The sequence below is a fragment of the Actinomadura roseirufa genome (genome assembly GCF_900659635.1).
GTDB classification, from domain to species: domain Bacteria; phylum Actinomycetota; class Actinomycetes; order Streptosporangiales; family Streptosporangiaceae; genus Spirillospora; species Spirillospora roseirufa.
On record NZ_CAACVB010000203.1, the window covers coordinates 1 to 14,432 of the forward strand.

The 14,432-nt window shown below is 74.1% G+C and carries 16 protein-coding genes and 1 pseudogene; 9 read left to right on the forward strand and 8 right to left on the reverse strand.

Annotated elements, in window-relative coordinates; all coding sequences use genetic code 11:
• Positions 1-324: 324 nt before the first annotated feature.
• Entirely contained in the window at positions 325-609 is a 285-nt protein-coding gene (locus tag E1291_RS30875; RefSeq protein ID WP_131741609.1) for an antibiotic biosynthesis monooxygenase family protein, read from the reverse strand.
• 28 nt (positions 610-637) lie between these two features.
• Between E1291_RS30875 and E1291_RS30880 the strand changes: the two genes are divergently transcribed.
• The 6 genes from E1291_RS30880 to E1291_RS30905 all read left to right on the forward strand — a co-directional run bounded on the left by E1291_RS30880 (position 638) and on the right by E1291_RS30905 (position 4,471).
• On the forward strand, positions 638-958 hold the full coding sequence (locus E1291_RS30880) for a DUF6703 family protein (protein WP_131741610.1): 321 nt from the start codon (positions 638-640) through the stop codon (positions 956-958).
• A 32-nt stretch (positions 959-990) separates the two neighbouring features.
• Positions 991-1,953: a metal ABC transporter substrate-binding protein gene (locus tag E1291_RS30885; RefSeq protein WP_131741611.1), complete on the forward strand. Its 963-nt coding sequence runs from the start codon at positions 991-993 to the stop codon at positions 1,951-1,953.
• Complete coding sequence (locus tag E1291_RS30890) at positions 1,950-2,681, forward strand: metal ABC transporter ATP-binding protein (RefSeq protein ID WP_131741612.1); 732 nt, start codon at positions 1,950-1,952, stop codon at positions 2,679-2,681. Before E1291_RS30885 ends, E1291_RS30890 begins: the two co-directional genes overlap by 4 nt.
• Complete coding sequence (locus E1291_RS30895) at positions 2,678-3,571, forward strand: metal ABC transporter permease (RefSeq protein ID WP_131741613.1); 894 nt, start codon at positions 2,678-2,680, stop codon at positions 3,569-3,571. Before E1291_RS30890 ends, E1291_RS30895 begins: the two co-directional genes overlap by 4 nt.
• Entirely contained in the window at positions 3,568-3,954 is a 387-nt protein-coding gene (locus E1291_RS30900; RefSeq protein WP_131741614.1) for a Fur family transcriptional regulator, read from the forward strand. The genes E1291_RS30895 and E1291_RS30900 overlap by 4 nt, the downstream gene beginning before the upstream one ends.
• A 91-nt stretch (positions 3,955-4,045) precedes the next feature.
• Positions 4,046-4,471 carry an OsmC family protein gene (locus E1291_RS30905; protein WP_131741615.1) on the forward strand — a complete coding sequence of 142 codons (426 nt, stop codon included), beginning with the start codon at positions 4,046-4,048 and terminating at the stop codon, positions 4,469-4,471.
• Between the two features lie 9 nt (positions 4,472-4,480).
• Here the strand turns inward: E1291_RS30905 and E1291_RS30910 are convergent, their stop codons facing one another.
• Together E1291_RS30910 and recO are read right to left on the reverse strand one after the other, a co-directional pair.
• The gene (locus E1291_RS30910) at positions 4,481-5,281 is read right to left on the reverse strand and encodes an isoprenyl transferase (RefSeq protein ID WP_131741616.1); all 801 of its coding nucleotides are present in this window, start codon (positions 5,279-5,281) and stop codon (positions 4,481-4,483) included.
• The gene (gene recO / locus E1291_RS30915) at positions 5,278-6,096 is read right to left on the reverse strand and encodes a DNA repair protein RecO (RefSeq protein WP_165495366.1); all 819 of its coding nucleotides are present in this window, start codon (positions 6,094-6,096) and stop codon (positions 5,278-5,280) included. The genes E1291_RS30910 and recO overlap by 4 nt, the downstream gene beginning before the upstream one ends.
• A 183-nt stretch (positions 6,097-6,279) precedes the next feature.
• On the opposite strand from recO, the gene E1291_RS30920 reads away from it, so the two are divergent.
• Together E1291_RS30920 and E1291_RS30925 are read left to right on the forward strand one after the other, a co-directional pair.
• Positions 6,280-7,308, forward strand: a complete 1,029-nt coding sequence (locus E1291_RS30920) for a M4 family metallopeptidase (RefSeq protein WP_131741618.1) — start codon at positions 6,280-6,282, stop codon at positions 7,306-7,308.
• 28 nt (positions 7,309-7,336) lie between these two features.
• A complete protein-coding gene (locus E1291_RS30925; RefSeq protein WP_242614476.1) occupies positions 7,337-7,585 on the forward strand; it encodes a protealysin inhibitor emfourin in 249 nt (82 codons plus the stop codon).
• 308 nt (positions 7,586-7,893) lie between these two features.
• Here the strand turns inward: E1291_RS30925 and leuA are convergent, their stop codons facing one another.
• The 3 genes from leuA to E1291_RS30940 all read right to left on the reverse strand — a co-directional run bounded on the left by leuA (position 7,894) and on the right by E1291_RS30940 (position 11,359).
• Positions 7,894-9,603: a 2-isopropylmalate synthase gene (gene leuA / locus E1291_RS30930; protein WP_131741619.1), complete on the reverse strand. Its 1,710-nt coding sequence runs from the start codon at positions 9,601-9,603 to the stop codon at positions 7,894-7,896.
• 276 nt (positions 9,604-9,879) lie between these two features.
• Entirely contained in the window at positions 9,880-10,725 is an 846-nt protein-coding gene (gene ddaH, locus E1291_RS30935) for a dimethylargininase (RefSeq protein ID WP_278045293.1), read from the reverse strand.
• A 22-nt stretch (positions 10,726-10,747) separates the two neighbouring features.
• Positions 10,748-11,359, reverse strand: a complete 612-nt coding sequence (locus E1291_RS30940) for a tellurite resistance TerB family protein (RefSeq protein ID WP_131741620.1) — start codon at positions 11,357-11,359, stop codon at positions 10,748-10,750.
• Between the two features lie 100 nt (positions 11,360-11,459).
• On the opposite strand from E1291_RS30940, the gene E1291_RS30945 reads away from it, so the two are divergent.
• Positions 11,460-12,164, forward strand: a complete 705-nt coding sequence (locus tag E1291_RS30945; RefSeq protein ID WP_131741621.1) for a hypothetical protein — start codon at positions 11,460-11,462, stop codon at positions 12,162-12,164.
• On the opposite strand, the gene era is transcribed toward E1291_RS30945, so the two are convergent.
• Together era and E1291_RS42400 are read right to left on the reverse strand one after the other, a co-directional pair.
• Positions 12,155-13,090 carry a GTPase Era gene (gene era, locus E1291_RS30950; protein WP_242614477.1) on the reverse strand — a complete coding sequence of 312 codons (936 nt, stop codon included), beginning with the start codon at positions 13,088-13,090 and terminating at the stop codon, positions 12,155-12,157. The two genes, E1291_RS30945 and era, sit on opposite strands and share 10 nt — an antisense overlap.
• Before the next feature lie 66 nt (positions 13,091-13,156).
• Positions 13,157-14,432: pseudogene (locus E1291_RS42400) on the reverse strand (hypothetical protein); the annotation flags it as partial.

Sequence of the window (14,432 nt, forward strand, 5' to 3'; positions counted from 1 at the left end):
CGGGCGTCCCAGGCGGCGCGGGTCAGCGCGGCGGCCCGGTCGGCCGGGGGCCGCGCGGCGGCCGGCCGGAGACAGGCGAGGAGGGGAGCGGTGGCCGCCACTCCGGACAGCGCGGTGAGCAGGACGGCATGCCGCATCACATCTCCCCCGATGAACGCCCGCGGTCTCCCCCGGCGGCCCTGGTGGGCGGGTCCGGCGCGACCGTGTGCGGCAGAGATCACCGGGGCCGGGGACGGCGAAACCGGTCCCGGCCGCTTCTTGCCCGGCCGTTGCCCTGATCCGGACGGCGGGCGGGGCGCGGTTCACCCGCGGCGGGCGTGCCGCTCAGGCGGAACTGACGATCTCGTAGGCACCGGGCTCGTCCACCGCGAGGGCGGCCAGGGGGAGGAACTCCAGGCGCACCTCGTAGGCGCCGAGCGCCCGGCGGTAGTACCCGGCGCCGTCCCACTCGGTGACCAGGGCCCACAGCCCGGGGTCATCGACGGTCCGGCCGAGCCTGCCGGACCGGAAGCCCTGGCTCGCCGCCAGCGCGCCGAGCACGGCGGTCATGCGCTCGGCGAAGTCGCCAGCGGCCTCGTCCGGAACGCGGTACCGGGTTATCGCGATCATCGGTCCATCCTGGCAGTACGTTGGGCGCGTGAGCACACGAGGGGAGCGGCCGGGCGAGGCCGCGCCGGGGATGCGGGCGGCGGTCGAGCGGTGGAGCGCGGTGCCGGTGGTGTTCCTGCACCGCCTGCCGCGCTGGACGCTGCTGGTGGTCGTGTTCGCGCTCCTGGTCGTCGGCATGGCCGGCACGGGCTGGGTCGCGGCGGCGGCGCTGCTGGCGCCGGCGCTCGCGCTCGGCTGGTTCGCCTACCTCAACTGGCCGGCTCTGGACACCCCGGGACGGGCTTTGCGGGCGGTCGCCTTGGGCGTCTTGACCGTATTTGCCCTGCTTCGCGGCATCGGCCGATTTTGACAATCATTTTCATCTTCGTCCATAATCGTTCCATGTTCTCCTCCCGTGCCCGGCTCGCCCTCCCACTGACCACCAGGACGGCCGTGCTCACACTGGCCGGGTTCGCCGGGCTGACCGGGCTGACCGGGCTGACCGCGTGCGGGGACGCCGACGCGGGCGGCTCCTCCGGCCGGACGCGGGTCGTCGCGTCGTTCTACCCCGTGGCCTGGCTGGCCAGCAGGATCGGCGGCGGCGAGGTGTCCGTGCAGACCCTCACCAGTCCCGGCGCCGAGCCGCACGACCTGGAGCTGACGGCCCGGCAGGTCGCCGACGTCGAGCGGTCCGGCCTCGCCGTCTACGTCAAGGGCCTGCAGCCCGCCGTGGACGACGCCGTCGCCAAGCACGCCGGGTCCAGGTCGCTGGACGCGGCGAGCGTCGTCACGACGCTGCCGCCGCCCGCGGGCGGCGAGGACGAGGAGGGGCACGGCCACGCGGCGGCCCACGATCCGCACATCTGGCTGGACCCGGCCCGCATGGCGGCCATCGCCACCGCGCTCGGCGACCGGCTGGCGGCGGCGGACGCCGGCCACGCGGCCGGCTACCGGGAACGCGCCAAGTCGCTCGCCGGCGAGCTCACCGCGCTGGACCGCGAGTTCCAGGACGGGCTGAAGGGGTGCGCGCGCACGACGATCGTCACCGCGCACGCGGCGTTCGGCTACCTGGCAGAGCGGTACGGCCTGAAGCAGGTCCCGATCGCCGGGGTCGACCCCGCGAACGAGCCCTCCCCCAAGCGGCTGGCCGAGCTGACGGGGCGGATCAGGTCCGCGGGGGCCACCACCGTCTTCACCGAGACCCTGGTCAGCCCCAAGGTCGCGCAGGCGCTCGCCCGCGAGGCCGGTGTGCGCACGGCCGTGCTCGACCCGGTGGAGGGCGTCGAGAAGGGCTCGCGGGACGACTACATCACGATCATGCGGGGAAACCTGCGGACCCTGCGGCCCGCCCTGGAGTGCTCATGACGAACCCCTCGCCCCCGTTCGCGATGAAGGGCGCCCGCGTGCGGCGGGACGGCCGCGAGGTCCTGGCCGGTGTCGGCCTGCGGGTCGAGACCGGGGACGTGCTCGCCGTCCTCGGGCCGAACGGGGCCGGAAAGTCGACCCTGGTCAAGGCGCTGCTCGGGCTGATCCCGCTCGCCGCGGGCCGGACCGAGATCTACGGCGTGCCGCCCGCCCGGTTCCGCGACTGGAAGCGCGTCGGCTACGTGCCGCAGCGGCTGCCCATGGGCGGCGGCGTCCCGGCGACGGTACGGGAGATCGTCTCGTCCGGCCGGGTGGCCCGGCAGTCGCGCTGGCGGCCCGGCACCGCCGCCGACCGGGCCGCGGTGGACCGCGCCCTCGCCGCGACCGGGCTGACCGCCCTGGCCCGCGAGCCGGCGCACCTGCTGTCGGGTGGCCAGCAGCAGCGGGTGCTGATCGCCCGCGCGCTCGCGGGCGAGCCCGACGTGTTCGTGATGGACGAACCCACCGCGGGCGTGGACGCCGGGAACCAGGTGGCGCTCGCCGAGACCCTGCGCGAGCTGACCGGCGCCGGGCGCACGGTCGTGCTGGTGGCGCACGAGCTCGGCCCGCTGGAGCCGCTCATCACGCGGACGGTCGAGCTGGAGCACGGCCGCCCGGTCCGTGAGCGGGCGCTGCGCGGGCGCCCGCTCGCCGCCGCGCCGGAGGCGACGATGGAGAAGTCCGCGTGACCGAGATGCTGCATTACGAGTTCATGCGCATCGCCCTGGTGATGGCGGTGCTGATCGGCCTGACCGCCCCCGCCGTGGGCACCTTCATCGTGCAGCGCAACCTGTCGCTGCTCGGCGACGGCGTCGGCCACGTCGCGCTGACCGGAATCGGCCTCGGGCTGCTCACCGGCACCTCCCCCGTGCTCGGGGCGCTGGTGGTGTCGGTGCTCGGCGCGGTCGCGATCGAGGTCCTGCGGGCCCGCAGCCGCAGCGGCGCCGACGTCGCGCTGGCCCTGCTGTTCTACGGCGGGCTGGCGGGCGGGGTGCTGCTCACCAACGCCGAGGGCGGCGGGACGAGCCTGCAGTCCTATCTGTTCGGGTCCATCAGCAGCGTGGCGATCGGCGACCTGTACGTGGTCGCCGGGCTCGCGGTCGTGGTCCTCGGCATCGTCGTGCTGTTCGGCCGGGAGCTGTTCCTGCTGTGCCAGGACGAGGAGGTGGCGCGGGCGTCCGGGCTGCCCGTCCGGTTCCTCAGCGTGCTGATCGCCGCGACCGCCGCGGTCACCGTCGTGATCGCGATGCGCGCCATCGGGCTGTTGCTGGTCAGCGCCCTGATGATCGTGCCGGTCGCGGCGGCCCAGCAGGTCACCCGGGGGTTCCGCGGCACCATGCTGCTGGCCATGGGAGTCGGTGTACTGTCGGCTGTATCCGGGCTGGCGGGCTCCTTCCAGTACGATCTTCCCCCGGGACCCTCGATCGTGCTGCTGGCGCTGGCCCTGTTCACCGTCGCCGTCGCCGGGGGGACGGTGGTGCGACGCAGACGTGCGCGGGCCACCGCGTCCGGGAACGACGAGCCTCCCGCCGCGGTCAGGCCCGGCGTGGAGGCCGAAGCGGAGGTGCTTGAGGGATGACGACGGCCCGCCGGGACGCGGTGCGGCAGGTGCTGGTCGGCTGCGACGGGTTCCGCAGCGCCCAGGACATCTACGCCGACCTGCGCGCGGACGGTTCCAAGATCGGCCTCACCACGGTCTACCGGGCGCTCCAGGCGCTCAGCGACTCCGGTGAGGTCGACGTGCTGCGCACCGACGACGGCGAGGCGGTGTACCGCGCCTGCCGTACCGAGCAGCATCACCACCATCTGGTGTGCCGCGGCTGCGGCCGCACGGTCGAGGTCGAGGGCCCCGCGGTGGAGCGCTGGGCCGAGGCGATCGGCGCCGAACACGGATTCGCGGACATCACCCACACGGTCGAGGTCTTCGGTACCTGCGCGGAGTGCGCGGCCGGGACACGCTGACCGGCCGGGGAGGCCGGTGACCGCCCCCGGTGGCCACCGGTTTCCCGGGTCGAAGATCCGGCGCCCGCCCCGATGGGGAAGAATCGGGGGCATGGCTACGACACGCACCGCCAACGCGCACTGGGAAGGGCCGCTGCTGAGCGGCCAGGGCACTGTCTCACTGGACTCCTCCGGACTCGGCACCTACGACGTCACCTGGGCCTCGCGCGCCGAGGAGCCCGCGGGCCGGACGAGCCCCGAGGAGCTCATCGCCGCCGCCCACTCCACCTGCTACTCGATGGCGCTCTCGCACGGCCTCGCCGGCGCGGGCACGCCCCCGGAGAAGGTCGACACCAAGGCCGAGGTCACGTTCCAGCCGGGCGAGGGCATCACCGGCATCCACCTGACGGTCCGCGCCAGCGTGCCCGGCCTGTCCGCCGACGACTTCGCCAAGGCCGCCCAGGCGGCCAAGGAGGGGTGCCCGGTCAGCAAGGCGCTCGCCGGCACGACGATCACGCTGGACGCGGCGCTCGTCTGACGGGGCGGCTCAGCCGGTGACGGCGGCGGGCTCCACCGGGTTGGGGACCGCGCCGCCGTACCGGCGGTCCCGGGAGGCGTACACCTCGCACGCGTGCCACAGGTGGCGGCGGTCGAAATCGGGCCACAGCGTGTCCAGGAAGACCATCTCCGCGTACGCCGACTGCCAGAGCAGGAAGTTGGACGTGCGCTGCTCCCCGGACGAGCGCAGGAACAGGTCCACGTCCGGGATACCCGGTTCGTCCAAGTAGCGGGCGAAGACCTTCTCGTTGATCCGCTCCGGGTTCAGCCGGCCCGCCCGCACGTCCCGCGCGATCGCCGCCGCCGCGTCCACGATCTCGGCGCGGCCGCCGTAGTTCACGCAGAACTGGAGCGTCAGCACGTCGTTGCCGCGGGTCATCTCCTCCGCGGTCTCCAGCTCCTTGATCACGCTGCGCCACAGCCTGGGGCGGCGGCCCGCCCAGCGGACCCGTACCCCCATCGAGTGGAGCTGGTCCCGGCGGCGGCGGATCACGTCCCGGTTGAAGCCCATGAGGAACCGCACCTCGTCCGGCGAGCGCTTCCAGTTCTCGGTGGAGAACGCGTAGGCCGACAGGTACGGGACGCCGAGCTCGATCGCGCCCATGATCACGTCGAAGAGCGAGTCCTCGCCGCGCTTGTGCCCCTCGGTGCGCGGCAGCCCGCGCTCCTTGGCCCACCGCCCGTTGCCGTCCATCACGATGGCGACGTGCCGTGGCACCAGGTCCTCGGGGATCGGGGGCGGCGTGGCGCCGTCCCGATGCGGTTCCGGAGGCGAAACGGCCCTTCTCAAACTCTCTCCCTGGTGGTCGTGTCGTCGGTGGTCGCGTCGTCGGTCTCCCCGCCGGCGCCGGGGGACGGCCCGTCCGGGCCGCCGGGCTCGCGCTCCACATGGCGCAGGGACCGTATCCCGTGCTCCAGGTGCCACTGGAGGTAGGCCGCCACGAGGCCGCTGCACTCCGCGCGGTGGCGCGGCTCGCTCCCGTCGGCGTAGTCCCAGTCGCCGCGCAGCAGCGCCAGCATCAGCGCGAACGTCGGCGGCGCCGGGGTCGCGGCGCCCGGCTGTCGGCAGTTCGCGCACACCGCCCCGCCCGCCGCGATCGCGAACCCGCGCAGCCCGCCGCGCGTCCCGCACCGGCAGCACTCGTCGAGCGCCGGGGCCCACCCGGCGACCGACAGGGACCGCAGGAGGAAGGCGTCCAGCACCAGCCGCGGGTCGTGGGCGCGTTCCACGAGCGTGCGCAGCCCGCCCACCAGCAGCAGGAACTGGCGCAGCGCGGGCTCCCCCTCCTCGCTGGTGAGCCGCTCGGCGGTCTCCAGCATCGCCGTCCCCGCCGTGTAGCGCGGGTAGTCGGTGACCAGCCCCTCGCCGTACGGCCGCAGCGTCTCGGCCTGTGTGATCAGGTCGAGGGAGCGCCGCTCGTACAGCTGGAGGTCCACGTGCGTGAACGGCTCCAGCCGCGCGCCGAAGCGGGACCTGGTCTTGCGGACCCCCTTGGCCGCGGCGCGGATCCGGCCGGTGCGCCGGGTCAGCACCGTCACGATGCGATCGGCCTCGCCCAGCTTCTGGGTGCGCAGGACGATGCCTTCGTCGCGGTAGAGGGTCACACCGTCATTCTCCCGCACTCCGTCACGTGCATCGCTTGCGACCACCCATCTCCCCAGGATCTTCACAAGACACCCAGACCGTGCCCCTGCGCTTTGTTGCCATTACGTAACGTGACCGGAATCGGCCGCCATGCCGTGCCGAAAGGTGTGGCTCGAATCACAGGGAGCTGGCAGCTTTGGGGCATGAGATGCCACATCGTGCCGCCGCACATGCTGGAGCGGATCGCGCAGGACGCCGAGGACCCGGGCCTGCGCGACCGTGCCCGCCGGACCCTGGCCCTCACCTCCGCGCACGCCGCCGAGCGCCGGAGCCTCTCGCTGACGGCCCCCTCCCCCACCGAGGACTTCGTCCCCAACCGGACGATCAGGGACGCCGGGCACCGGGAGCACCTGCCCGGCAAGGTCGTCCGCGCCGAGGGGGCGCCGGCCACCGGAGACAAGATCGTCGACCAGGCCTACGACTGGCTCGGCGCCACCTTCGACTTCTACGAGGCCGCCTACCGGCGCAACTCGATCGACGGCGCCGGCCTGCCGCTGGTCTCGACCGTCCACTACGGCGACAAGTACGACAACGCCTTCTGGAACGGCGAGCAGATGGTCTACGGCGACGGCGACGGGGCCGTGTTCACCGCGTTCACGGGGCCGCTCGACGTCACCGCCCACGAGCTCACCCACGGCGTCACCCAGTACACCGCGAACCTGGAGTACTACAGCCAGTCCGGTGCGCTCAACGAGTCGCTGTCGGACGTGTTCGGCTCCCTCGTGAAGCAGTGGCATCTCGGCCAGACCGCCGACCAGGCCGACTGGCTGATCGGCCAGGGCCTGCTGGCCGAGGGGATCAACGGCATCGCGCTGCGCTCGATGAAGGCGCCGGGCACCGCCTACGACGACCCTCAGCTGGGCAAGGACCCGCAGCCCGCCCACATGGACCACTACGTCGACACCTACCGCGACAACGGCGGCGTCCACACCAACTCCGGCATCCCCAACCACGCCTTCTACCTCGCGGCCATCGCGATCGGCGGCAACGCCTGGGAAAAGGCCGGGCGTGTGTGGTACGACACACTCACGGGCGGTTCCCTGGCGACCGACGTCGACTTCCAGGGGTTCGCCGCCGCCATCGTCGAGACCGCGACCCGCCTCTTCGGGGCGGACGCGACCGAGACCGGAGCGATACGCGACGCGTGGGCAGGGGTAGGCGTCTCACTGTGAGTGAGCCGGAACGGGAAGTGCAGTGAAGGTGACAGTCATCAGAAGCGGGGGGTTCGCCGGGATCGAGCAGCGGGCCGAGTCCGACAGCGCACGCGATCCCATGCTGGCGGGGCTCGTCGACCGGGTGGACCTCGGCCATGTGCCGCCGCCCGGCCGGATCCCCGACCAGTTCCTGTACGAGATCGACATCGACGGCGACCGGACGACCGTCGGGGAGGCGCAGCTGCACGGACCGCTCCGCGAGCTCGTCCACCACGTCCTCGGGCGCGCCCGCTGACCTTCACGGCGACCGGGACGGCCGGACCACCCGGATCCGGCCGTCCCGGCCCCTGTCGTGCTCGCCCGCCCCGTCCGGTCCCGGGATCCGCCGGTGATCTGAAGGAGGCGGCCGCCCGCGCCCCCCGGGGCCGGGCCCGATGGGGCCCGCCCGGACCCGGCCCGGCCCGTTCAGGGCCGTGGACCGGGAGCCCGGCCCGGGGCTCCACCGGAGAGGCCGAGCCCCGGCTTTGCCAGGTGCGGGGTGACGGGTCGCGCGCTCGCGCGACGGCCGGGGCCGCCGGTGCGGCCGGCCCCGAAGCGCTGCGGTCAGCGGGCGGCGCGGGCCACCCGGTTGACGGCGGAGAGGATCGCCTTGAGGGAGGCGGTGACGATGTTGCCGTCGATGCCCACGCCCCAGACGGTGGTGCCGCTCACGTCGCACTCGACGTAGGCCGCGGCGCGTGCGTCGCCGCCCGCGCTCAGGGCGTGCTCGGTGTAGTCGAGGACCCGGACACCGATGCCGATGGAGGCGAGGGCGTCCTCGAACGCCGACACCGGGCCGTTGCCGGCGCCCCGGACCTCGCGGATCTCCCCGTCCACCCGCAGGTCGCAGCTCAGCGCGTCCTTCTCGTCGACCCGCGAGGACGCCCGGTGCGCCAGCAGCCCGACCCGCGGGCCGTTGCCGAGGAACTCGGCCTCGAAGATCTCCCACATGCGCTCGGCGGTGACCTCGCCGCCCTCGCTGTCGGTGTGCTCCTGGACGACGCGGGAGAACTCGATCTGCAGCCTGCGCGGCAGCTCCAGCGCGTGCTCGGTCTTCATGATGTAGGCGACGCCGCCCTTGCCGGACTGGCTGTTGACCCGGATCACGGCCTCGTAGGTGCGGCCCACGTCGTGCGGGTCGATCGGCAGGTAGGGGACCTCCCAGCGGAAGCCGCCGACGGGGGTCCCGGCGGCCTCGGCGTCGCGCCGCAGGTGGTCGAAGCCCTTGTTGATGGCGTCCTGGTGGGACCCGGAGAACGCGGTGTAGACCAGGTCGCCCCCGTAGGGGTGGCGCTCGTGGACGGGCAGCTGGTTGCAGTACTCGACCGTCCGGCGGATCTCGTCGATGCCGGAGAAGTCGATCTGCGGGTCGACGCCCTGGGTGAACAGGTTCAGGCCGAGCGTGACCAGGCACACGTTCCCGGTGCGCTCGCCGTTGCCGAACAGGCAGCCCTCGATGCGGTCGGCGCCGGCCATGTAGCCGAGCTCGGCGGCCGCCACCGCGCCGCCGCGGTCGTTGTGCGGGTGCAGCGACAGGATGACCGAGTCCCGGTAGGCCAGGTTCCGGTGCATCCACTCGATCTGGTCGGCGTACACGTTCGGCGTGGCCATCTCGACCGTCGCCGGCAGGTTGACGATCACCTTGCGGTCCGGCGTCGGCCGCCACACGTCGTTGACGGCGTTGCAGACCTCGACGGCGTACTCCAGCTCGGTGCCGGTGAACGACTCGGGCGAGTACTGGAAGTGGATCTCGGTGTCGCCCATGTCCTCGGCGAGCTTGGCGCACAGCTTGGCGCCCTCGACCGCGATCGCGGTGATGCCGTCGCGGTCCTGCCCGAACACCACGCGCCGCTGCAGCGTGCTGGTGGAGTTGTACAGGTGGACGATCACCCGGCGGGCGCCGCGCACGGACTCGAAGGTCCGCTCGATCAGCTCCGGGCGGGCCTGCGTCAGAACCTGGATCACCACGTCGCCGGGGATCCGGTCCTCCTCGATGATCTGCCGGACGAAGTCGTAGTCGGTCTGGCTCGCCGCGGGGAAGCCGACCTCGATCTCCTTGTAGCCCATCCGCACCAGCAGCTCGAACATCCGCAGCTTGCGGTCGGCGTCCATCGGGTCGATCAGCGCCTGGTTGCCGTCCCGCAGGTCGACCGCGCACCAGCGCGGCGCCTCGGTGATCACCTTGTCGGGCCAGGTGCGGTCCGGCAGCCGGACCGGCGCGAACGGCCGGTAACGCTGGAACGGCATACCGGAAGGCTGTTGTTGCGGATACATCCCTGGTGGTCCCTCTGCTCAGATCCTGCGGCCGACGTCCGACGCGTCAAACTCCCGCAGCGAGGGAGCCGACCTGTTACAGGCCCCCGCTGCGGCCGCTAAGGAGGAGCAGCTCACGCAACACGCTGGCCAAGTTAACAGACGCCATCCGGGTTACGGAAACCACGTCCCGCATGTTGAGACGATCGGGTGCTCCCCCGTCTCATGAACGGCCGTTCGCTCCCGGAATGTTCCTCGCCGCCCCCGGGGGGATCGTCGCAGGTCGGGCGAGGCCGGTCAGTGCGCCGGGAGCCACGGCCCCGCGGGCGCGCGGCGCGGGACGAGCACCGACAGGCACGTGACGCATCCGTCGAGCGCCTCGAACTCGCCGATGTCGACCGTCGTCACCCGCAGCCCGTCGGCGGCGAGCGTGGCCGCGGTGCGCGGCGCCGAGGCCGACATCAGCACGTGCTCGGGCCCGAGCACCACCACGTGCGCGCCGGCGCCCTCCGGGACGACCCGCATGCACGGCAGGACGGAGGTGTCGACCAGGTCCGGCAGGCCGATCAGGGTGCCGTCCGGCAGCGCCGTGATCGCCGATTTCAGGTGCAGGCAGCCGCGGGTGTCGACCGGTACCACCTTCCGCCCGCCGATCAGGTGGGCGAGCTGGCAGATGCCCTCCTCGTTGGTGCGGGCGCCGTGTCCCACGTAGACGGTGTCGCCGACCTGCAGCACGTCCCCGCCGTCCAGGGTGCCGGGGTCCTTGATCCGCTCGATCCGCAGCCCGAGCTCGTGCGCGGCGCGCTCGGCACCGGCGATCTCCCCGCGGCGGCGCGCGGCGCCCGAGCGGCCCAGCACGGCGAGGTCGCCGCAGACGACCAGGGCGTCCTCGACGAACACCGCGTCCGGGTGGTCGTCGGCGGGGGCGACGGCGCCGATCCGCCAGCCGGCCGCGGCCAGCGCCGTCGTGTAGGCGGTGTGCTGGCGCGCCGCCAGCGCGACGTCGATCCGGCGCCGCCGGCCGGGACGCGCGACGATCCCGTCGGCGAGCCGCGGGCCGGGGGCGCGGACCAGCGCGGTCCCGGCGCCGCCGGGAGGGGCGGAGGCGCTCCCGGCCGGGGAGACGGCCCGGGGGTTCACCAGAGGGTTCACCGCTCGCTCCCGATCAGCGTGACGCTCCCTCGGTCGTGACGATCACACCCAGCGCGTACGCGCGGGACATGCCGAGCAGCTCGGCGATCCGGTGCAGGACGCGCCGCTCGCCCTCGCCGAGCGGCCCGTCGGCCAGCCCGATGCGCACGACCTGTGCGAGGAACCATTCCTTGGCCTCCACCGCCAGCTGGGAGCCCGCCAGCGCGACCTCCCGCTCCAGGACGTCGCGGCGCAGTTCGAGGTCGGTCTCGACGCCGGCGTCGTCGTAGCCGGGTTCGCCGTAGCCCGCGACCGTGTCGATGGCGCGGGCGCGGGCCGTTCCGTCGGACGGGTCGCCGGCGCGCAGCACCAGCGCGGCCGCGGCCCGCATCGCCGCGGGCAGCGCGGCGGCCATCTGCTGCGCGGTCGGCGTGCGCAGCGCCGAGACCGCGAAGCGGCGCCGGCAGGCCCGGCACTCCACGTTCTGCCCGAGCCGCCACAGCGGCACCAGCGGGACGAAGAACAGGCTGAACCAGCGCCGTCCGGTCCGCCTCCGGTAGGCCCGGTCACCGCCGCACTGGGGGCAGTGGAAGGTCCCCTCGCTGACCGTGCGGAACACCGCCGTCAGGCCGAAAACGAGCAACACCGGGGCTCTCCTCCCATAACGGACTCATTCCAAACTACCGACCCGCGCGCCCCGCCGTGCGGCTCCCGGACAACGCGGCACCTCCCCTTACGCTGGGTCCATGACCGGTGACCTGGGTTCCGGCACGGGCGGCCAGCGCTCGCGCCCCTCGTTCCTGCCGCCCGAGGACGGTTTCGCGCCGCCGGGCGGGCCGGACGGGCCGTTCGCGGTGCCCGCCGCGCGCACGGCGGGGCGCGGCGGCGCCTGGGACCTGGCGATGATCGTCACCGCGTCGGCGCTGCTGGTGTCGGCGTTCCTGCCGTGGGCGCGGGGCCGGGTGGTCGTCGACCTGTTCGGCCGGCCGCTGTCGCGCGACCTCGGCAGCCTCGCCGGCATCGACGCCGACGACCTCGTGCTCGCGGTGCCGGTGCTGGCCCTGCTCGCGATCGGGATGGCCTGCTGGGACCTCGCCGGGCGGGACGCGCGGATCGGCGGCCTGGCCGCCGTCCCCGCCGGGCTGGCCCTGCTGGCCTGCGGGGTCTTCGTGCTGCGGCTGGGCGACGTGCGCGACGACCTGCCGCCCGCCGTGCCGCCCGGCGCGGGCCTGGACGTCGGCTACCAGATCAGCGTCCGGTACGGCTGGTACGTCGCGATCGCCTCGTCGCTGCTGCTGATCGGGGTCAGCCTGGCCCGTCCCCTGGCCGAGCGCGCCGCGGCCGAGCGCGCCGCCGCGGACGTCCCGGGCGGGGCTCCGGGCGAGGCCCCGCGCGAGCCCCGGGACGCGCCGCCCGCGCCACCGGAGGGCCCGGCGCGCGATCAGTCGTAGAAGCCGAGCCTGCGGAGCTGCTTGGGGTCGCGCTGCCAGTCCTTGAGGACGCTGACCCGCAGGTCGAGGAAGACCTTCGTGCCGAGCAGCGCCTCGATCTGGCGGCGCGCCGCGGCGCCGACCTCGCGGAGCCGGGCGCCCTTGTGGCCGATGATGATCCCCTTCTGGCTGGGGCGCTCGACGAACAGGTGCGCGTAGACGTCGACGAGGTCGCCGCGTCCCTCGCGCGGGCCCATCTCGTCCACCATGACGGCGATCGAGTGGGGCAGCTCGTCCCGCACGCCCTCCAGGGCCGCCTCGCGGATCAGCTCGGCGACGAGGACCTGCTCCGGCTCGTCGGTCAGGTCGCCCTCGGGGTACAGCGGCATCCCCTCGGGCAGGTGGGAGATCAGCAGGTCACCGGCGAGGTCGACCTGGAACCCGTCCGCCGCGGAGCAGGGCACGATGTCGGCGTACTCGCCCAGCTCGCCGACCGCGAGGAGCTGGCGGGCGACCTGCTCGGGCGGCGCCAGGTCGGTCTTGGTGACGATCGCCACGACCGGCGTGCCGCGCACCCCGGCGAGCTCCCGGGCGATGTACCGGTCGCCGGGCCCGACGGGCTGGTCGGCGGGCACGCAGAAGCCGATCACGTCCACCTCCGTCAGCGTGGAACGGACGAGGCTGTCGAGCCGCTCGCCGAGCAGCGTGCGCGGCTTGTGCAGGCCGGGGGTGTCCACGACGACGAGCTGCGCGCCGGGCCGGTGAACGATGCCGCGCACCGCCCGCCGCGTCGTCTGCGGCCGGCTGCTGGTAATCGCCACCTTCGTCCCGACGAGGGCGTTCATCAGGGTCGACTTGCCCACGTTCGGGCGCCCGATGAAGCAGGCGAACCCGGCCCGGTGCGCTCCGGGCGGCCGTCCGGTCGTCGTGTCTCCCAGCGTTGTCACCCGTCAATTGTCGCCCACCGGCCGCGACGCCCCGTCCATCCGCGGTCCGGTCCTCCTCCGGCGGCCTCAGGCCGCGGGGATGCCGAGCCGCCGGAGGGCCCGCCCGGCGTGCTCGGCCCACGACGTCGCGCCGACCCGGCCCGCGACCTCGGCCGCCTTGCGGTAGTGGGCGGCGGCGACCGCCGGGGGCCGGTCCAGGAACCGCGCCAGGTCGCCGAGGACGTGCGCGACCGGGCCGACCGTGGCGACGGTGATCGCGCCGCCGGTGACCTGCCCCTCGTAGGGGAGCAGCGTGGCGTAGCTCTCGGCGGCCAGCTCGCGGTCGCCGAGCTCCATCGCGCGCTTGGCCCGGACCGCCGTGGTGAGGTCGAAGAAGTAGTCGCGGCGGACGGGACCGGCACCGGCGACCGCCCGCTCGGCCTCGGCGCGGCGCCCGGCGGCGATCAGCGTCAGGGCGTGGATGTCGGCGGTGACGGCGACGTGCGCCCACTGCTCGCGCAGCCACGCCGCCGCGTCCACCATCTCCGCGGCCCGGCCCGTCGTGAGCCGCAGGCAGAACGTGCCGAGCAGCTCCATCCCGCGCTGGCTGCTCCAGATCCCCGTGCTGCCGATGGCCTCGCCGACCTCGCCGTAGGCGCGCTCGGCCTCCTCGTACCCGGCGGCGAAGACGTGCAGCAGCCCGGTGTACCACGTCGCGATCAGCCCGAGCAGCGGCAGCCCGTACTGGCCGGCGAGCCGCCGCCCCTCCGCCAGGTGCGCGCGCGCCCCGGCCAGGTCCAGCTCCACGGCGCGGACCTGCTGGAGCGCCAGGTGCGCGAGCACGAGATAGGCGCCGAGGCCGTGCTCGGTGGCGACGTCGAACAGCTCCACGGCGTAGCGGCGCCGCTCGGCGAGGCCGGCCGCGGAGCGGTATCCGTTCAGGTAGGCGCCGTTCAGCGCGACCGCGAGCAGCGCCGGGTCGCCGAGCGCGCGGGCCTCCCGCACGGCCAGCGCGGCGGCGGCGGCGCCCCGGTCGTCCTGCTCGCCCTCCAGCTCGATGGCGAGGCTGGTCAGCAGCCGCGCGCGCAGCTCCCGCTCGTCCGCGGGCAGCACGGCCAGCGTCTCCTCGGCCGCCTCGATGACGCCGAGGTCGAGGGTGCCGTACTCGCGGCTGGTCCAGAGCGTGGGCACGTCGAAGCTGACGATGATCCGGGCGAGCAGCCGCGGGTCGCCGGACGCACGGGCCGCTGGCAGGGCGCCGTTGCGCCGCTCCCTGGCCCGCACGACCCGGCCCGCGAGGCCGCAGGCGCGGATCGCCTCGACCTCCGCCTCCAGCCACGCGCGGGCCGCCCGGGGCCCCTGG

Excerpts from the sequence above, each read along its gene's own strand:
- E1291_RS30885 (WP_131741611.1), top strand. The coding sequence starts at position 991 with ATGTTCTCCTCCCGTGCCCGGCTCGCCCTCCCACTGACCACCAGGACG.
- E1291_RS30875 (WP_131741609.1), bottom strand. The coding sequence starts at position 609 with ATGATCGCGATAACCCGGTACCGCGTTCCGGACGAGGCCGCTGGCGAC.
- E1291_RS30905 (WP_131741615.1), top strand. The coding sequence starts at position 4,046 with ATGGCTACGACACGCACCGCCAACGCGCACTGGGAAGGGCCGCTGCTG.
- E1291_RS30900 (WP_131741614.1), top strand. The coding sequence starts at position 3,568 with ATGACGACGGCCCGCCGGGACGCGGTGCGGCAGGTGCTGGTCGGCTGC.
- E1291_RS30945 (WP_131741621.1), top strand. The coding sequence starts at position 11,460 with ATGACCGGTGACCTGGGTTCCGGCACGGGCGGCCAGCGCTCGCGCCCC.
- E1291_RS30920 (WP_131741618.1), top strand. The coding sequence starts at position 6,280 with ATGAGATGCCACATCGTGCCGCCGCACATGCTGGAGCGGATCGCGCAG.
- E1291_RS30890 (WP_131741612.1), top strand. The coding sequence starts at position 1,950 with ATGACGAACCCCTCGCCCCCGTTCGCGATGAAGGGCGCCCGCGTGCGG.
- leuA (WP_131741619.1), bottom strand. The coding sequence starts at position 9,603 with ATGTATCCGCAACAACAGCCTTCCGGTATGCCGTTCCAGCGTTACCGG.